This window comes from Kitasatospora sp. NPDC018619 (assembly GCF_044391605.1).
Lineage (GTDB): Bacteria > Actinomycetota > Actinomycetes > Streptomycetales > Streptomycetaceae > Kitasatospora.
The window spans coordinates 39,271-54,925 of sequence record NZ_JBISAI010000001.1; the positions used below are offsets into that span (position 1 = coordinate 39,271).

Annotated in this window: 11 protein-coding genes; all 11 read right to left on the bottom strand. The window is 75.3% G+C overall.

Annotated elements, in window-relative coordinates; translation table 11 throughout:
• Positions 1–14 precede the first annotated feature (14 nt).
• On the bottom strand, positions 15–917 hold the full coding sequence (locus tag ACH5AR_RS00070; RefSeq protein ID WP_396299047.1) for a phosphotransferase family protein: 903 nt from the start codon (positions 915–917) through the stop codon (positions 15–17).
• Positions 914–2,194 (bottom strand): MFS transporter, encoded by a 1,281-nt coding sequence (locus tag ACH5AR_RS00075; RefSeq protein WP_396299048.1) that lies wholly within the window; start codon positions 2,192–2,194, stop codon positions 914–916. The genes ACH5AR_RS00070 and ACH5AR_RS00075 overlap by 4 nt, the downstream gene beginning before the upstream one ends.
• Positions 2,191–4,785 carry a lantibiotic dehydratase gene (locus ACH5AR_RS00080; protein ID WP_396299049.1) on the bottom strand — a complete coding sequence of 865 codons (2,595 nt, stop codon included), beginning with the start codon at positions 4,783–4,785 and terminating at the stop codon, positions 2,191–2,193. Before ACH5AR_RS00080 ends, ACH5AR_RS00075 begins: the two co-directional genes overlap by 4 nt.
• Positions 4,782–5,726 carry a PHP domain-containing protein gene (locus tag ACH5AR_RS00085; RefSeq protein ID WP_396299050.1) on the bottom strand — a complete coding sequence of 315 codons (945 nt, stop codon included), beginning with the start codon at positions 5,724–5,726 and terminating at the stop codon, positions 4,782–4,784. Before ACH5AR_RS00085 ends, ACH5AR_RS00080 begins: the two co-directional genes overlap by 4 nt.
• Positions 5,726–6,778 (bottom strand): hypothetical protein, encoded by a 1,053-nt coding sequence (locus tag ACH5AR_RS00090; RefSeq protein WP_396299051.1) that lies wholly within the window; start codon positions 6,776–6,778, stop codon positions 5,726–5,728. Before ACH5AR_RS00090 ends, ACH5AR_RS00085 begins: the two co-directional genes overlap by 1 nt.
• Positions 6,775–7,869: an arginase family protein gene (locus ACH5AR_RS00095; protein ID WP_396299052.1), complete on the bottom strand. Its 1,095-nt coding sequence runs from the start codon at positions 7,867–7,869 to the stop codon at positions 6,775–6,777. Before ACH5AR_RS00095 ends, ACH5AR_RS00090 begins: the two co-directional genes overlap by 4 nt.
• A 1-nt stretch (position 7,870) precedes the next feature.
• Positions 7,871–9,229, bottom strand: a complete 1,359-nt coding sequence (locus ACH5AR_RS00100) for a B12-binding domain-containing radical SAM protein (RefSeq protein WP_396299053.1) — start codon at positions 9,227–9,229, stop codon at positions 7,871–7,873.
• A gap of 50 nt (positions 9,230–9,279) precedes the next feature.
• Positions 9,280–11,826: a lantibiotic dehydratase gene (locus ACH5AR_RS00105; RefSeq protein WP_396299054.1), complete on the bottom strand. Its 2,547-nt coding sequence runs from the start codon at positions 11,824–11,826 to the stop codon at positions 9,280–9,282.
• 282 nt (positions 11,827–12,108) lie between these two features.
• Positions 12,109–13,338 carry an aminotransferase class I/II-fold pyridoxal phosphate-dependent enzyme gene (locus ACH5AR_RS00110; RefSeq protein ID WP_396299516.1) on the bottom strand — a complete coding sequence of 410 codons (1,230 nt, stop codon included), beginning with the start codon at positions 13,336–13,338 and terminating at the stop codon, positions 12,109–12,111.
• A gap of 65 nt (positions 13,339–13,403) precedes the next feature.
• Positions 13,404–14,555, bottom strand: a complete 1,152-nt coding sequence (locus ACH5AR_RS00115) for an alpha-hydroxy acid oxidase (protein WP_396299055.1) — start codon at positions 14,553–14,555, stop codon at positions 13,404–13,406.
• Positions 14,552–15,649, bottom strand: a complete 1,098-nt coding sequence (gene hppD / locus ACH5AR_RS00120; RefSeq protein ID WP_396299056.1) for a 4-hydroxyphenylpyruvate dioxygenase — start codon at positions 15,647–15,649, stop codon at positions 14,552–14,554. Before hppD ends, ACH5AR_RS00115 begins: the two co-directional genes overlap by 4 nt.
• Between the last annotated feature and the right edge of the window lie 6 nt (positions 15,650–15,655).

Consider the following 15,655-nt stretch of genomic DNA (forward strand, 5'->3'; position numbering starts at 1 on the left):
CTCGAAGACAGGCCCTAGCCGCGGACCAGGCGCAGGGCGAGGTCGCGGGCGTGGGCGGCGGCGCCGGGGCCGCGAGCGGGGTCGGGGGCCTCGGAGAGGAAGACCAGGGCGAGCATCAGGGCGGCGTCCAGGCGGCAGGCGAGCAGGCAGGGGTCGTCCTCGGCGGGGACGGGGGCGACGGTCGCGTAGCCCGCGCGCAGGGCGGCCGGGTCGAGCTCGTTCTCCGGGTAGCGGGCGTACTCGGCGAGCCGGCCGAACTCCAGGGCGGGCGTGCCGAGCAGGGCGTTCGACCAGTCCAGCAGGGCGGTGGCGCGGCCGTGCGCCCGGCGGATGTTGGAGCTGCGCACGTCCAGGTGAAGCAGGCTGTCCTCGGTGAGGCCGGCCAGCTGCCGGGTGAGCAGGGCGGCGGCCGGGGGCTCGGGCAGGTCGTCCACGAGGCGGGCGAGCTCGGCCCAGCGGCGGCCTATCCGGGCGGCGACCGCCTCGGCGGTGCCGGCGCCCTCGGCGGCCACCGGCCGCAGCCGCGGCGGCGGCACCCGGTGCAGCTCGGCGAGCAGCCGCCCGAGGGCGTGGGAGTCGAGCGGCGAGCCGTCGTCGGGGACGTAGTCGGAGAGCAGCACGTCGGGGGAGCCGGGGTCGTCGGCGAGCACCAGCTCCCGGGCCCGGGCGACCGGCAGGCCGTACGCGGCCAGGTGCCGGGCGACGGCGTGCTCCTGGACGAGCAGGGCGCGGGTGTCCACGTGCGGGTCGTTGGCGTTGGAGTCGAACCGCCGGTGCGCGAGGCGTACCGCGACCGGCCCGCCGTCCCGGTCCAGGGCCCGGAAGACGGTGAACTCCAGGCCCTTGCCGACGAGTTCCAGGCCGCTCAGGCCCCACTGCTCGGCCAGCCGGTCCAGTTCGGCGAAACGCTCACTCATGGTGCATCCTCGGGAGTCTTGCGACGGTCGGACACCCTGCTGTCCCTCAGCAGGGTGTAGGCGATCGGCAGGCAGGTCAGCAGGGTGACCACGCCGCCGAGGGCGAAGGCGGCGCCCGGCCCGGCCGCGGTGCTCACCCGGCCGAAGACCAGCGCGCCGAGGGGCATCGTGCCCCAGGCGAACAGCCGGTAGACGCCGGTGGCCCGGCCGAGCATCCGGTCCGGGACGATCGTCTGGCGCAGCGACACGGCGACGACGTTCCAGACCATCAGGGCGAAGCCGGTCGCGCAGTAGGCGACGGCCACCACCCACACCCGGTCGCTCGCCCCCACGGCCAGGCCCGCGACGCCCATCAGCGCCAGGTTGCCGACCAGCGCGGGGACCCGCCCGACCGCCCTGGTCAGCCGGCTCGCGACGGTGCTGCCGAGCACCCCGCCGACGGCGCCGGCGGCCAGCAGCGCCCCGTACGCGGAGTCCGGCAGCCCCAGCACGTCGCGCACCAGGATCACGAAGACCGCGATCTGCCCCAGGTAGACGGCGTTGATGACGCCGGCCGAGACGGTCAGGGCGCGCAGCAGCGGGTCGCGCAGCACCAGGGCGACGCCCTCCCGGATGTCGGCCAGCAGCCGGGGCCGCCCGGCGGACGGCCCCGCCCCGCCCTCCGCCCCGCCCTCCGCCCCGGCCGCGGCCTCGGGCGCGGATCCGCGCACGCCGCGCAGCAGCAGCGCGGAGGCCAGGAAGGAGACCGCGTCGAGCAGCAGCGGGACGGCCCGGCCCACCGTGAACAGCACCCCGCCGACCACCTGCCCGAGCAGGTCGCGGCCGACCGTCTGGACCGCGAAGAGCCGGCCGTTCGCCGCCTCCAGCCGCTCCGGGGGGACGACGCTCGGCAGCAGCGCGAAGGACGCGCAGTCGAACAGCACCTCGCCGACGCCCAGCAGGAACGCCGCGGTGAGCAGCGGCCAGAAGGTCAGCCGGTCGGCGGCGAGCAGCAGGACGGTCAGCAGCAGCACCGCGGCGCGCAGCAGGTCGGCGAGGACCATCAGCAGGCGCCGCTCGAAGCGGTCGGCGTACGCCCCGGCGGGCAGGGCGAACAGCAGCCAGGGCACCGTGGTCGCGGCGGTGACCGCGGAGACCTGGAAGGCGTCGCGCAGCACCGCCGTGGACAGCAGCGGCAGCGCGGCGAAGCGCATGCCGTCGCCGACCGCGGAGGAGGCGGCGGCGCCGATGACCCGGTGGTAGCCGGAGGCCGGGCGGACGGTGGTGTCGGAGCTCACCCGCGCGGCTCCGGCCGGTCCTGGTGGCCCGCCGAGAAGACGGCGCAGCGCAGTTCGCTGGTGTACCGCAGGCCGTCCACCTCCAGCCAGCGCTGGTCGGGGGCGGGCAGCATCTCGGAGACCTCCAGGGTGCCCTCGACCCGGGCGGCCAGCCGGCCCAGCTGCCGGACCAGCAGCGGGGAATCCCAGTCGACGTAGACCGGCTTGGGCTCGCCGGGGACCTTGACGAAGACGTGCCGGGGCAGCCGGTGCTCGGCGCGCAGCCGGCAGGCGGCGACGAACAGCGCGGCGTCGTCCCGGCCGGTGCGGCGGCCGAACGCGCTGCTGTCGCGCAGCCGGGCGGCGGGGATGCGCCAGGTCTCGCGCTGGAGCACCACCCGGCCGTGGCGGATGCGCGGGATGTGCGCCAGGTCGGGGGCGTCCAGCCCGGCGCCGCCGAAGTGCCGGGGGAAGGCGAACGGGGAGAGCGGGTCCTGCCGGATGCTCGGGCCGCCGGCCGGGGGCGCCATCAGCCGCAGCCGCCCCTCCACGCCGTGGGCGCGCAGCTCCAGCCGGCCGTCGCGCAGCACCAGGTAGAGCCGGGAGGGCTGGAGCACCCGGTCGCGGGACTGCGCGGAGCGGCCGTAGACCTCCAGGTCGTGGCAGGGGTAGACGAGTTGGGTGGAGGACTTGTCGGGGTGGCCGCGGGACAGGTTGGCGAGCACCTCGTCGTCCGCGAGCAGGGAGCGGTAGCCGCGGTACACCTCGGAGAGCAGCTCGGGGGTGTGCTCCTGGATCAGCGGGCCGAAGCTGGTGTGGGTGATGACCTCCCGCACCGCGTGGCAGTCGCCGATGACGGCGGTGAACCGGCCCGCGGCGAGGTCCTCCCGGCTTCCCGCGGCGAACAGGATGTCCGGGTCGCAGACCGCCGGCGGGCTGCTCGGCTGGGAGGCGAGGACGGCCGCCATCCGCTCCCGGTCCACCACGACCTCGCAGCGGTCCGGGTCGGCGGCGGCGTCGCCGAGCAGGGCGGCGCCGATCGCCCGGTCCAGTTCGGCGAGTTCGGCCTCGACGGCCAGGCACTCGCGGGCGATGGCGTCCCGGTCGCGGAAGAACTCGGCGTAGAGCACGTCCAGCGGGATCTCCACCCCCGGGCCGAAGCGGTCGGCCACCCACCGGGTGAGGATGACCAGTTCGCGCCGCATCCGCAGGCGCGGGCCGGCCAGCACGGTCTCGTACACGACGGACAGCTCGTCGGTGATGAAGCGGGCGAGGTCCGGCCCGACGGTCAGGTCGACGGGCCGGCCGCGGGCCTCCTCGAACAGGATGCTGCGGTCGGCGTAGTGCAGGCCGCTGTTGCGGTTCGCGGGGCCGCCGGTCAGCTCCTCGAAGCGGGCCTTGGCGGCGGCGAGCGCGGCCGCGCGCTCGCTCAGCGGCAGCCGGGCGAAGCGGGCCAGGTCCGCCTCGAAGCCGTCGATCGCGGTGAGCAGCGGGGCGGCGAGCTCGGCGGGGGCGGCGGCCAGCTGCTCGCGCAGCGCGGCCAGCGGCCGGTGGTCGCCGATCGGGATCTCGAACTCGACGACCACCCACTCGCGTTCGGCGAGTTCGGTGAGCACCTTGTCGAAGGGCAGCGGGCAGCGCAGCTCCTCCTGCCAGGCCCGCCGCAGGTCGCGCAGGGTGCGCTCACCGTCGCAGTGCTGCCACAGCCAGGCCTCGTGCGGCTCCACCGGGCGCCCGCCGAGGTGCCGGAAGTCCCAGTCGGTGTCCAGGCCGTCGCGGGTGGTGAAGGCGTACAGGTCGATCCGGCCGTCGCGCAGGAAGGAGAGCGGGCGGCGCCGGGGCCGGGCGTAGTCGAGCAGGCCGGGGACGGCGGCGGCGCTCTGGGCGATCCTCTCCGCGGCCCAGTGGCTGAACAGCGCGCGCCGCTCCAGCTCCCGTTCGCCGGACCAGGTGATGCCCGGGGCGGTGCCGAGGCGGCCCGGGGTGAAGGGGCCGAAGTGCGAGTGGGTCTCGTTCTTGGTGGTGACCCGCTGGAGGTACATGGTGAGCAGGTCGGTCATCTTGCGGGTGCGCCGGCCCGTCCCGCCGTCGTGGGAGTCCAGCCAGGCGGCGAAGGTGGGGTAGGCGGAGTCGTTGGAGAGCAGCAGCACCTGCCGCAGCCGTTCGTCGCCGAAGGCCTCGACCACCGCGGCCCCGGCCCGGTCGAGCCGGTCCTGGTGCCGGGCGGCGAACCGCGCCTGCTCCTCGGCGAACCGCCGGGCGGCGTCCTGGTAGGCGCGCAGGGTGGCGGCCGCGTCGGCGGGGACGGCGGCGGCCGCGGCGGCCAGCTCGGGCTCGGGGACGGGCAGCAGGTACCCGGCGGGGGAGGACAGCCGGGCGGCGCCGGGCACCGGGTGCCGGCGCAGGGCGGCCTTGAACTCCTCGGCCAGCTCCTTCAGCCGCTGCCCGAGGGCGACGAGCTCCGCGGCCTCCTCGGCGGCGGCCGGGTCGGCCAGCGGGGCGAGCAGCTCCATCGGGAAGCCGGCCTGGCGGAGCACGACGACCGGCGCGAGCTGCCAGGCGACGCGCGTACCGGGCCCGGCGCTGGTCTGGGGGTCGTTGACGGTGGTCACAGCCTCACCTGGGGAGTCGAGTGGACGGAAGGGCGCCGGTCGTGCAGGGCGTCCAGGACGGCGAACGGGTCGGCGGGGAGCGCGGGCAGCAGGCCGGGGCTCGGCGCCCACGGCTTGACCCGCGTCCCGTGGTAGTCGGATCCGGCGGTGGCGACCAGGCCGAGCCGCTCGGCCACCGCGGCGAGCCGGGTGCTGTCGGCCGGGGTGTGCCAGCTGGTCCACACCTCCAGCCCGGCCAGGCCGGCCGCCCGCAGCGGCTCCAGCAGCGCCGCGGCCTCGGCGGCGTCCAGCCCGGCGGTGAGCCGGCCGGGGTGGGCGAGGACGGCGACCCCGCCGGCCTGTTCGACCCAGGACAGCACCTCCACCAGGCCGGGCATGACCGGGTGTTCGACGTACAGCGGCTGCCCGGGGCGGCACCAGTCGGCGGCCAGCCGGGCGAACCGGTCCTCGCCGTCGGCGTACGGCGCGAACCGCGGGTCGTCCCGCGCGGCCTCCAGCAGCAGCGCCAGGTAGTCGTCGACGAAGGCCACCCGGCCGCCGCCCAGGCGCCGTTCGACCCCGGCCCGGTCGAGCGGCACGCCGAGGGCCCGCGCCCGGTCGGTCCAGGCGCCCCACCAGGCCAGCTCGGCGTCGTGGAGGCGCCCGATCCGGCGCCGGAAGGCCTCGTCGCCCGGGTCGACGAAGTAGGCCAGGCAGTGGGTCTCCCGGCCGCGCCACTCGGTGGTGACCTCGCAGGCCGGTACCACGGTGAGGCGCCCGCCGGCGGCCCGCTCGAAGGCGGCCACGCCCGCGACGGTGTCGTGGTCCGTCACGGCGGCCACCCGCAGCCCGGCCGCCACGCACCGCCGGGCCAGCTCGGCCGGGGTCTCGTCCCCGTCCGAGCACCGGGTGTGCAGGTGCAGGTCGACGGGGGTGGCCAGGGTGGCGGGCGCCCCCCGCATCAGCGGGCTCCGGGCAGGGTGCGCCGCCAGGAGGCGGCCAGCCAGCGCTCGTACTCGGGGCCGGTCGGCTCGTCCACGACCAGGCAGAGCGGTTCGATGACCCGCCCCGCGCCGCCGGCCAGGCCGCCGTGCAGCATGGTCAGGTTGTGGCCGAGCAGCAGGTCGTACTGCTCGCCCGGGGCGAGGACCTCCCAGCGGCGGCGGAACCTCGCCCAGGTCAGGCCGGTGGCGGTGAGCAGCTGGTGGCAGAAGAGCCGGGCGGCCTCGCCGCGGCACTCGCCGCAGGCGCAGTCGCGGGCCAGCAGGGCGGCCGCCGGGTAGCGCAGCCGCTCCTGCTTGGTCAGCTCGGCCTCGCTGTGGTGGAAGGACAGCCCGTGCCAGAACGGCTCCTCCAGCCCCAGCATGGCGCCCACCGAGGGGTAGGCGCAGCCGTGTTCGGGCTGGCGCTCCAGGCCGCGGCGCAGGTTGTCGCCGAGCCACCGGGCCGCGCCGGCCACCGGGTCGGTGCCCCGGTCGATGCCGCGCCGCTCCATCACCTCCTCGATCACGCCGAGCCAGTCGTAGTACGTGGTGACGCTCAGCCCCTCGCCGACCTCGGGCAGGAAGATGCCCTGGTACATCTTGTGCGCGGGGGTCGTGGTGTACCCGGTGTCGCCGTAGGTGCGCAGCGCCGGGTCCCAGTCGGGGGCGTCCAGCAGGCTGGGCGTCAGGTACGAGCAGTGCTGGCCGTCGTGGTGGGGCAGCAGGGTGCGGGTGGCGTAGCCCTCGGGCACGTAGGTCTGCTGCGCCCGGTCGATCTCCAGCCGCATCCGGGCCGGGGCGCCGCGGGCGATCAGCGTGGTGCGGACGCGCTCGACGACGGAGGCGGACAGCCGGCGGCTGTCCTCGACCCCGAGCCGCAGCCGGCCGATCCGGAAGACCGCCCAGCCGGTCCGGTGGATGACCTCGACGGCCTCGGCGGTGAGGGCGTCCAGCGCCCGTTCGCGCTCGACCGGGTCCCCGGAGAGCAGCGGGGTACAGTCGAACTGCGCTTCGTGGGGGGTGAATCTCACCGGGACTCCAGGGGTGCGGAGGGAGCGGCGGGGGCCCAGGGCGCGAGTTCGGCCGGGGCCACCTCGGTGCGGAACAGGAACTCGAAGAGCAGCCGGGCGGCGATCTGCGCGGTGCCGCCGGAGGGGTCGTAGCGGGGCGCGATCTCGGCGATGTCGACGGCGCCGACGGGCAGGGCGCGCAGCTCCTCGTAGACGTCGAGGAGGTCGCCGATGCCGATCCCGCCCATGGTGACGTGGCCGGTGCCGGTCGCCGCGGCGCTGTCGAGCACGTCGATGTCGAGCGAGACGTAGACCGTGTCGCAGCGCGAGCCGAGCTCCTCGATCACCGGGCGCAGGGCCGCGGCGGCGCCGTCCCGGGTGATCGAGGAGCCGGGCACGACGTGGAAGCCGCTGTCGAGCAGGCCGCGGAACTGGTCGTACTTGGTGACGTCCCCGACGCCGACGAAGGCGATGTCCTCCGGGCGCATCCCGGGGATCTCGCTGATCCGGCGGGAGTTGGAGCCGTGGTAGAGCGGCCCGTGCAGGGTGCTCCAGTTGCCGAAGTCGAAGTGGTGGTCGATGTTGACGAACCCCACCCGGCCCTCGCCGCGGTCCAGCCGGCCGGCGCGGAAGCCGGCGAAGGTGGGGAAGGTGCAGGAGTGGTCGCCGTTGAGGAAGACGACGCGCGGGGCGTTGCGGCTGAGCCGGCGGCTCTCGGCGGCGACGGCCTGGAAGGTCTTGACCGTGTCCGTCGGGTAGATGTGCAGGTCGCCGGCGTCCGCGACGCGGGGCGCGTGGTAGCGGAAGGTCTGCCCGGTGCGGGTGTCCAGCATCCGCCACTGGCCGAGGCTGGTGAGGTAGCTGGAGAACACCAGGCTGGCCTGGCGGATCGCCCGCGGCCCCTCGGCGGCGCCCGGCCGGGAGCTGGCGGTGGCGTCGAAGGGCACGCCGGAGACCACCCAGCCCGCCTCGCCCACGTCCACCTGGTCGGCGGCGGTGGTGGGGGCGCCGAAGAGGGTGCCGACGCCGGCCCAGCCCGGCAGCGGGTCCTGCTCGAAGTCCTCGGGCTTGACGCTGCTCTGGAGCGCTTCGAAGTCGGGGAGCTCGGTCATGTCAGTCCTCCTGCGCGGCGGGCCCGCCGGTCGCGGTGCTCGCGGCGACCGGCTGCGGGTCGCGGATGATGGCGTGGGCGGCGGCGATCTTCTCCTGGAACAGGTCCCAGCTCGCCTCGGGGGACAGGTGCGCGGGCCGGTAGACGACCGGGGCGTCCTCCCGCCAGTCGGCGAAGTCCCAGTTGAAGATGCGCTCGCGCAGCCGGGGGAAGTCCGGGGTGAGCGGGTACGGGACGAAGTTGTAGAGGTTGAAGAGCCACAGCGCCGATTCGTTCTCCCGCATCCAGGTGACGGTCTGGCCGTGCGCGGCCTCCGTCTCCTCGTCGAGGCCGCCCATCATGTTGAGGACGATCTTCAGCCCGGCGTCGCTGAGTTGACGGATCTTCGAAGTGTAGTCGTCCAGGCCGCGGGAGAGCTTGTTGAGGCGCTTGAGCATCTGCGAGTCGGCCGATTCGAAGCCGAGCTCCACGGCCACGACACCGAGTTCGAGCATCGCCTCGACGATCCACTCCTTCACCTGCATCACGTGGGTCTGCACGATGAAGCGGTAGCCGGGGCGGTCGCGGAAGACGTCCAGCAGGTTGCGGACCGCCTCGCGGGACTGGCCGAAGGTCTTGTCGCCGATGTAGAAGAGCCGGGTGTCGGGGAAGCGGGCGGTCAGCTCGTCCACCTCCCGGGCGAGCGCGTCCTTGGCGACGAGGGTGAGCTGCTTGCTCCAGGCGTCGCCGCAGAACGAGCACTGGTACAGGCAGCCGTGGCTGGCGTTGAGCCGCAGCAGCGGGACCCGCCCCTGGTACGCGCCGAGGTGGCGGTAGTCCGGCGACCAGGTGATCCGGTCCGACACCAGCCCGGGCAGCAGGGGCTTCTCCAGGCTCCCGCCGGATCCGGAGGCGAGTTCGACGAGCCGGCGCACGAAGGTCGCGTCGAGCTGGCCGCGGTGCACGGCGTGCACCGCGCCGTCCGGGGCGAGCGGGGCCATGTTGCCGCCGAGGACGACGCGCCGGCCGGCGTGCTCCAGCAGCTTGGCCACCTCCAGGGCGAGGCGGAGGTTCTGGGCGAGCGGCGACATCAGGACGAGGTCGCCGGGCGCGGTGGCCTCCAGCAGCGGCTCGGCGCACTGCTCCGGCTCGGCCGGCGTCCGGGAGAGGTCGCGGAAGACGGAGTCCAGGCCCGCGGTGTTCAGCAGGGCGGTCAGGTGGGCGACCCAGAGCGGCATCTCCCACAGGCCGTCGGTCGGGATGAAGTACTCGGGCAGCATGGCGCGGAAGCGCCGGTCGTAGTCGTCGTAGTAGCGGGCCAGGTTCGGGTCGGGGTCGTGGCTGGAGGGGAAGGGCAACTGGACGATGCAGCTCTTGGTCATGGCAGTGCCTTCGGTCCGTGGGGACGTTGGGGGTCCTCGACGCGGAGCACTCAGTGGGCACGGCGCGAGAAGACCGCACAGCGCAGCTCGCTGGTGTGACGTTCTCCGTCGATGTCGAGCCAGAGGTGCTCCGGGGCGGGGAGCATTTCGCTGAACTCCAGGGGGTCGGTGGTCCGCCGGGCGAGCCGGAAGACCTGCCGGACGATGAGCGGGGAGTCCCAGTCGACGTAGACCGGTTTCGGCTCGCCGGGGATCTTCAGGAAGCCCCGGCGGGGCAGGCCGAGCTCGCGGCGCAGCCGGCGGGCGGCGGCGAACTCGGGGGCGTCGCCCTTGGCGGGGCGGACGCCGGGGCTCCAGCCGCGCAGGGCCTCGGCGGGGACGCGCCAGCGCTCCCGGTGCAGCACGATCCGGCCGCAGCGGATGCGGGGCACGTGGTCGCGGTCCCGCGCGCGGACGCCGACGCCGCCGAAGTGCCGGGGGAAGGCGAACGGGGAGAGCGGGTCCTGGCGGATGCTCGGGCCGCCGGCCAGCGGGGCGAGCAGCTTGAGCCGGCCCGGCAGGCCGTGGGCGCGCAGCTCCAGCCGCTCGGGAGTGGCCAGCAGGTAGAGCCGGCCGGGCTGGAGGACGTCGCCGCGGGCCTTCGGGGAGAGCCCGTGGACCTCCAGGTCCGGGCAGGGGTACGTGAGTTGGGCGCCGGTCTTGTCGGGGTGGGAGCGGGAGAGGTCGACCAGCACCTCGTCCTCGTCGAGCAGCCCCCGGTAGCGCTCGTGGACGGCGTCGAGGAGCTCCGGCGCCTCGGCCTGGAGCATCGGGGCGAAGCTGGAGTGGGTGAGCGCCTCGCGCACGGCGTGGCAGTCCCCGACGACGGCGAGGAAGTCGCCGCGGGCGATCGCGGCGGTGTCCGGCGCGGCGAGCATGACGTCCGGGTTGCACAGCGCGGGCGGGGTGTCCGGGTGGCGGGCGAGCAGCTCCTCCAGCCGGGCCCGGTCGACGACGCTCTCGGCCCGGCCGTCCTCGGCGCCCTCCAGCAGCAGGTCGACGACCTCCCGGTCGAGCGCGGCGATCTCCCGGTCGACCTCCTCGCACTGCGCGGCGAGCCGGGGCTTGTCGGCGAAGAAGGCGGCGTAGAAGTCCGCCAGCGGGACGGGCGTGCCGAGGCCGAAGCGCCCGGCCGCCCAGCGGTGCAGGACCTCCAGTTCGCGGCGCACGCGCAGGCGCGGGACGAGCAGCGTCAGGTCGTAGACCACGGACAGCTCGCGGGCGATCACGTCGGTGACGTCCGGGCCGAGGACGACGTCCCGCACGGGGCTGTACGCCTCCTCGTAGAGGATGCTCCGGTCGGCGTAGTGCCGGCCCTCGGAGCGGTTGGCGCTGGCCCCGGTGGCCTCCTCGAAGGCCTGCTTGAGCTCGCCGAGCAGGGCCGCGCGTCCGGCCGTCGGGCCCTCGGCGAAGCGGCGCAGGCCGTCCTGGAAGCGGTGCACCACGGCGAGGTCGGGCGAGTCCTCGGGCAGGTGCCCGGCGAGCGAGCGCAGCACGTCGGTAGAGCCGATCGGGATCTCCCAGCGGGCGATCAGCCAGTCCTGGTCGACGAGTTCGGCGAGCACCCGGTCGAAGTCACGGCCGGCGTCGCGGTCGCGGCCGAGGTCGGCGGCACGGTCCGGGCGTGCGGCCCACTCGGCGCGCAGCCGCGCCACCGTGCGCTCCCCGTCGCAGCGCTCCCAGAGCCAGGCCCGGTCGGCGTCGAAGGTGTCGGACTTCACCGCGACGAAGCGCCAGCCGTCCGGCATGCCGGTGGTGCTCTCGAAGGCGTACAGCCGCACGGTGGGGCCCTCGGCGAAGGCGAGCGGGCGCCGGCGCGGGCGCACCGTCTCGAAGGCCTCGGGGCGGGCGCTGAGGACGGCGGCCAGCTCCTCGCCCGCCCAGTGGCTGAGCAGGGCGGTGCGGCGCAGCTCGCCGGTGGACCAGGCGATGCCGTCGGCGGCGCCCGGCACCCCGGTGCGGGCGACGGCCAGGGGCCCGAAGTGCGAGTGGGTCTCGTTCTTGGTGGTGACCCGCTGGAGGTACATCGCGAGCAGGTCGGTCATCCGCCTGACGTGCCCGTCCGACCCGGTGCCGCCGGCCGCGATCCAGGAGGTGAACTCCTCGAAGCGGGCGTCGTTGGACAGCAGCAGGACCTGCTGGAGGGAGGGCTCGCGGAACAGCTCGACGACGGCCCGGCGGGCGTCGGCGAGGGCGGCGCCGTGCTCCTGCCGGTAGGCCTCCCAGTGGGCGTCCAGAGCCAGCACCGCGTCCTGGTAGCGCTTGGCCGAGTCCAGGGCGTCCGGGCCGAGGACGGCCTCCAGCCGGGCGAGGTCGGCGGGCGGGAAGGGGCGGAGCATGCCGACCCCGGAGGCGAGGTCGCCCTGGCGGCCGGCCCGCTCCGCGCGCAGGGCGGCCTTCAGCCGCCGCCCCAGCTCGACGGCCTCGTCCCGCAGGGCGAGCACCGTGTCGGCGGCCCGCGCGGTGCCGGGGGCGACGACGCGGTCGAGCAGCGAGAGCGGGTAGCCCGCGTGGCGCAGCATCGCGACCGGGGCGAGCGACCACCCGGTTCCGTCCATGATCCCGTCCATCGACCGCCCCCTCGTGCGCTGACTTGATCACGACAGTTCGTGACCATAACAACGTGTCGAGGGGGCTTTCAATAACGATGGGGTCAAGGTACGGCTTTCCGGCCAGGATTGATCGGTCGGCAGCCGAAAGCCGAGGTGGTCCGCAGGGTTCGGCGGATGGGGATGGCCGCAATCGACCGGATCGGGCCGAAAAGTGATGTCGGGTCAGTCCCGGGCGGATCCGCTCCCGGGCGGGGGCGCCCCGCAGCGGGGCGCCCCCGCCCGGGCCGGTCAGGCCCGGTCGGCGAGCAGCGCCGCCAGGCCGTCCAGCCCCCGGTCGACGGTGGCCGGGTCCACCTGGCTGACGGACAGCCGCAGCTGGTGCTCCCCGCCCGCTCCCGGGTAGAAGTGCGACATCGGCGTCCAGATCACCCCGTACTGCGAGGCCGAGACCTCCAGCAGCGCGTCGTCCACCACGCAGGGCACGGTGAGCACCAGGAAGAACCCGCCGCGCGGCTCGTTCCAGGTCACCCCGCTGCCGGGCGGGAACCGCTTGGCCAGGCCCTCCAGCACCAGCGAGAGGTTGCGCCGGTAGAGCGCGGCGACCTCGGTGTTGGCGGCCCGCAGGCTCAGGTCGTGCTCCAGCAGCGCGCCGCCGATCACCGCCTGGGCGATCGGCGAGGTGTTCACCGTGGTCATGCTCTTGACCATGCCGAGCAGGTCGGCGAAGAGCGCGGTGCCGCCCTGCCCGTCGGCCACCAGCTGGTCCGCCAGCACGTACCCGACCCGGGCGCCCGGCAGCGCCGTCTTGGCGAAGGAGCCGAGGTGGACCACCCGCCGCCCGGTGTCCAGCGCCTTGAGCGAGGGCAGCCGCTCCTCACCCGCGAAGACGCAGTACGGGTTGTCCTCCAGCAGCAGGAAGTCCTCCTCGGCCGCCAGCGCCAGCAGCTCCCGGCGCAGCTCCAGCGGCAGGCTGGCCCCGCTCGGGTTGGCCACGTCCGGCACCAGGTAGAGCGCCCGCGGGCGCAGCCCCTCGGCCCGGGCGGCGCTCAGTCGGCGGCGCAGGTCGGCGAGGTCCACGCCGTCCGGGCCGTCGGCCACCGCCCGCACCGGGAGGTCGGCCAGCAGCGCCGCGCCGGTCAGCCCCACGTAGGTGGGGGAGACGGCCAGCACCACGTCCTCGGGGCCGCGGCGCAGTGCGCGCAGCACCAGGAACATCGCCTCCTGGCAGCCCACCGTCACCACGACGGCCTCGGCGGGCACCTCGATGCCCTCGTCCTTCGCGAGGTGGGCGGCGATCAGGTCGTGGATGATCCCCTTGGTCCGCCCGTACTGGAGCACCTGGCGGCGGGCCTGCTCCGGCGTCAGCCCGCGCTCGGTGCGCAGGTGGTCGAGGTAGCGGTCCAGGTGGCGGTGGACGGCGTCCAGCTCGAAGAACTGCTCGGCCGGGCGGCCCGCGGCGAAGGAGACCGCCTCCGGGTAGCGGATGGAGATCTCGTTGAGCAGGTTCATCGAGGTCATCGCCGGGTCGGCGAGGGAGGAGTGCAGACCCGTCAGCAGCAGGTCGTGCGGGGCGGCGGTGGTGGTCACGGGTTGCTCCAGGTGGTGCGGGGCAGGGTGGTGGTGCGCAGCGCGGCGGCGGCCCGCAGGTCGGCGCAGCCGGCGAGGCCGAGCGCGTGCCGCAGTTCGGCGGCGAGCAGGTCGAGCACCTCGGTGCAGCCCGCCTCGCCGCCGGCCGCCAGGCCCCAGATCAGCGGGCGGCCGAGCAGTACCCCGCGGGCGCCGAGGGCCAGTGCGGTGAGCACGTCCGAGCCGCCGCGCACCCCGCTGTCCATCAGCACCTGGCAGTCCTCGCCGGCCAGCGCGTCGACGACGGTCGGCAGGACCGCCAGGGCGGGCACGGCCCGGTCGAGCTGGCGGCCGCCGTGGTTGGAGACCACCACGGCCGCGGCGCCGGTGTCCGCGGCCCGCCGGGCGTCGGCAGGGTCGAGCACGCCCTTGACCACGAGGGGCAGTCCGGTCCGCCCCCGCAGCCACTCCAGGTCGGCCCAGGTGACGCCGGGGGAGAGCAGTTCGGCGGTGTGCGCGGCCACCGCCGAGACGGCGGCGGTGGACTCGTGCGCCCGCCCGCCGGCGCCGCCCTCCAGCAGCGCCGCGCGGACGTCGGCGGGCAGCGCGAAGGCGTTCCTGGCGTCGCGCAGCCGGCGGCCCATGTACGGCACGTCGGCGGTGACCACCAGGGCCTCGCTGCCGGCCTCCTCGGCCGCCCGGACGAGGTCCAGCAGCCGGCCGCGGTCGCGCAGCCAGTACAGCTGGAACCAGAGCGTGGCGCCCGTCTTCGCCAGCTCCTCGAAGCCGACGCTGCTGAGCGTGCCGACGGTGAACGGCACGCCGGCGGCGGCCGCGGCGCGGGCCGAGGCCAGCTCGCCCTCGGGGTGGAACAGCCGGTGGTACGCGACGGGCGCCACCGCCACCGGCAGGGCCGCCCGGCTGCGCACCAGGGTGGCGGCGGTGTCCCGGGTGCTGACGTCGGTCAGCACCCGGGGCACGAGGGCCACCCGGTCGAAGGCGGCGCGGTTGGCGGCGAGGGTCAGCTCGCGCTCGGCGCCGCCCTCCAGCCACTCCCAGACCTCCGGTGCGAGCACGGCCCGGGCCCGCTCGGCGTACTCCTCGACGGACAGCGCCGGGCGCCCGCCGGCCGGCCCGGCCGGCGGGACGCTTCGGACGGGCCCGCTCATCCGGCCACTTCGCTGGCGTTGCGCTGGAGCTCCACGGCCTCGTAGAGGGCGCGGATGTTGTTGCTGCCGAAGTTGCGGGCGCGGATGCGCTCGATCACCTCGAAGAAGTAGGTGTTCCGCGGGTGCTGGGAGCGGGTGAAGATCTGGAACAGCTGGCCGTCGTGGTCCTGGTCGACCAGCAGGTTCAGCTCGCGCAGCTGCTCGACGGAGTGCCGCAGCGGGGTGAGGCGGCCGGGCAGCGCGTCGTAGTAGGTCTGCGGGGTGCGCAGGAACGGCACGCCGCGTTCGGCCATCGCGCCGACGGAGCGCACCGCGTCCTCGGCGGCGAAGGCGACGTGCTGCACCCCGGCGCCGCCGTGGCCGTTCAGGAAGGAGACGATCTGGCCGCCCGCGTCCGCGGTGAGCGGCTCGATCACGGTGAGGGTGACGGTGCGGTCGGCGCTCTGCACGACGGCCGAGTCCATGCCGAGCGCGCCGACCTCGACCCGCTCCTCGAAGATCGTCCGGAAGCCGAAAACCTCGCGGTAGCGGTGCTCGGTCTTGCGCAGCTCGCCGAACGGGACGAGGACCGCGAAGTGGTCGACGGAGCGCAGGCCGACCCCGCCCTCGCCGGTCAGCGGGGCCGGGTCCGGCAGGCCGGGGATGCGGCCGGCCGGGACGCCCGGGCCGCGCTCGACCAGGGTGTGCACCACGTCGCCGAAGGCGTCGACCACGGCGGTGACGCAGCCGTCCGAGGCCTGCGGCGCGCGCAGCGGCTCGGCGCCGCGGGCGGTCAGGACGCGGAACGCGTCGGCGGCGTCCGGCACCCGCAGGCCGAGGGCGCCCACGCCGTCGCCGTGGCGCTCCAGGTAGCCGGTGGCCGGGTGCCCGGCGGCCAGCGGCTGGGTGACCAGCAGCCGGATGTCGGCCTGGCCGAACAGCGCGGAGAGGCAGCGCTCGGCGTCCTCGCCGCGCTCGGTCGGCGGGACGAGCAGCTCGAAGCCGTACTCCGCGGTCAGCTTGGCGGTCTCGGCGCCGAGGTCGGCCACGTAGAACTCGACGTGGTCCAGCTCGACGGGGATCGGGGTGGCGGCGGGAGAGGAACGGTCGGTCATCTGAGG

What these genes read in the sequence shown, in the direction of transcription:
- ACH5AR_RS00070 (WP_396299047.1), bottom strand. Translation starts at nt 917, where the DNA reads ATGAGTGAGCGTTTCGCCGAACTGGACCGGCTGGCCGAGCAGTGGGGC.
- ACH5AR_RS00085 (WP_396299050.1), bottom strand. Translation starts at nt 5,726, where the DNA reads ATGCGGGGGGCGCCCGCCACCCTGGCCACCCCCGTCGACCTGCACCTG.
- ACH5AR_RS00095 (WP_396299052.1), bottom strand. Translation starts at nt 7,869, where the DNA reads ATGACCGAGCTCCCCGACTTCGAAGCGCTCCAGAGCAGCGTCAAGCCC.
- ACH5AR_RS00100 (WP_396299053.1), bottom strand. Translation starts at nt 9,229, where the DNA reads ATGACCAAGAGCTGCATCGTCCAGTTGCCCTTCCCCTCCAGCCACGAC.
- ACH5AR_RS00105 (WP_396299054.1), bottom strand. Translation starts at nt 11,826, where the DNA reads ATGGACGGAACCGGGTGGTCGCTCGCCCCGGTCGCGATGCTGCGCCAC.
- ACH5AR_RS00110 (WP_396299516.1), bottom strand. Translation starts at nt 13,338, where the DNA reads ATGACCTCGATGAACCTGCTCAACGAGATCTCCATCCGCTACCCGGAG.
- ACH5AR_RS00115 (WP_396299055.1), bottom strand. Translation starts at nt 14,555, where the DNA reads ATGAGCGGGCCCGTCCGAAGCGTCCCGCCGGCCGGGCCGGCCGGCGGG.
- hppD (WP_396299056.1), bottom strand. Translation starts at nt 15,649, where the DNA reads ATGACCGACCGTTCCTCTCCCGCCGCCACCCCGATCCCCGTCGAGCTG.